The organism is Domibacillus sp. 8LH, assembly GCF_038806185.1.
In the GTDB taxonomy this organism is placed as follows: domain Bacteria; phylum Bacillota; class Bacilli; order Bacillales; family Domibacillaceae; genus Domibacillus; species Domibacillus indicus_A.
On record NZ_JAVJNG010000061.1, the window covers coordinates 1 to 1,898 of the forward strand.

The 1,898-nt window shown below is 42.1% G+C and carries 1 protein-coding gene; it reads left to right on the plus strand.

Annotation, left to right across the window (positions count from 1 at the left end; genetic code table 11):
- On the plus strand, window positions 1-1,215 hold a 1,215-nt coding region (gene gucD / locus RG959_RS23745; RefSeq protein WP_342799266.1), incomplete at its 5' end, for an alpha-ketoglutaric semialdehyde dehydrogenase GucD.
- Window positions 1,216-1,898: the final 683 nt, after the last annotated feature.

Genomic DNA, 1,898 nt, shown 5'->3' on the forward strand with positions numbered 1-1,898 from the left:
GAAAAAAGAATCGATGACATTGCGGAATGTGCTACACGAGAAATGGGTAAAACGTTTGCCGAAACAAAAGGCGAAACAGCCCGCGGCATTGCCATCTTAAAGTATTATGCGGGAGAAGGCATGCGCAAAGTAGGCGATGTGATTCCATCTACGGACAGCTCAGCCCTTATGTTCACAACACGTGTACCGCTCGGTGTCGTCGGAGTCATTACCCCTTGGAATTTCCCGATTGCGATTCCAATCTGGAAAATGGCGCCGGCGCTTGTGTATGGCAACACGGTCGTGATTAAGCCGGCAACAGAAACAGCGGTTACAGCTGCTAAAATTATTGAATGCTTCGAAGAAGCCGGATTCCCCGCTGGCGTCGTTAATTTAATTACGGGACCAGGCAGAACAATCGGTCAGGGTATTGCCGATCATGAAGAGATCAACGGCATTACGTTTACCGGTTCTAACGGCGTTGGCAAGCAGATCGGCCAGGCAGCTCTCTCCCGTGGTGCAAAATACCAGCTTGAAATGGGCGGGAAAAATCCAGTCATTGTGGCTGCCGATGCCGATCTTGATCTGGCAGCGGAAGCTGTTGTGACAGGCGCTTTTCGTTCAACGGGACAAAAATGCACAGCGACCAGCCGGGTCATTGTGGCATCTGAAGTGTTTGATGAATTTAAAGAAATGCTCGTTCAAAAAACAAAAGAGATTACCATTGGCAGCGGTCTTGACAGCAGTACGTGGATGGGGCCGTGTGCAAGCGAAAATCAGTTGAATACTGTTCTTTCTTATATTAATAAAGGGATAGAAGAAGGTGCCAAACTCCTTATCGGCGGAAAACGTGCAGAGGAAGGAAGCCAGGCAGACGGATACTATGTGGAACCAACCATTTTTGACAATTGCACATCGGATATGGCCATTGCAAGAGAAGAAATATTTGGCCCAGTCATTGCCCTTTTAAAAGCGGAATCTGCGGAAGAAGCGCTGAAGCTTGCGAATGATACCGAGTACGGCTTAAGTGCTTCTATCTTTACAACGAATATTCAGCATTTATTGTCTTTCGTCAATGACATGGAAGCAGGGCTAATCCGGGTAAATGCAGAAAGTGCCGGGGTGGAACTTCAGGCTCCATTCGGCGGCATGAAGCAGTCCAGCTCACATTCCCGTGAACAGGGAGAAGCAGCGAAAGAATTCTTTACATCTATTAAAACTGTATTCGTTAAATAGAACGGTTGTTGAGAAAGGAAGAAGAAAAGTGTGGATCGTAACCGTTTTTTCTGAAAAACAGGTACGCATGTTTGAATACAGTTGTGAGAATGATGCAAGATCGGCAATGAAGACCCTATCAGGAACTGCCTTTTTAACCAATGTAATATAAAAAGGTCTAGCACGACAAGATTAACCTTGTCGTGCTTTTTCCATATCAATGTAAGTATCATCTAAATAAATACATCGCTTTTGTAAAAGTATGAGGCAAGTTTCAACAGGGTTTCCCAGTGAGTTTTCACTTGTATTTAAGTTAAACTTGAATGTTCGCTGACTGCAATTTTGGTTTGATTAGAACGATAAATCGAGAGAAAAATCTTTATCTTCCCACCTGGTCTTTGAATGATGTGAGTGAAAGTCTAACTTTATATATCACTCTTGATAAAATTTAAAATGGCCGATGCATCGGTTGACTTATAATTCTATTTGTCTTACAATTGTACAAAAGGATAATTTGTAGTTAATGAAACTAAGGTGACAAAAAAATTACAAGTATTTAGAAAGTTAATTTGTTAAATGTGCACTTGTTTCTAAACAGATAATTAAACATGAGTTTGATCTAAAGTCTTTGGATTTGAGTCAATAATTTGGACACAAAAAAGTTAAGTCTTAAGCAGTTCTTCTAATCAGATCCTCCATAGCTT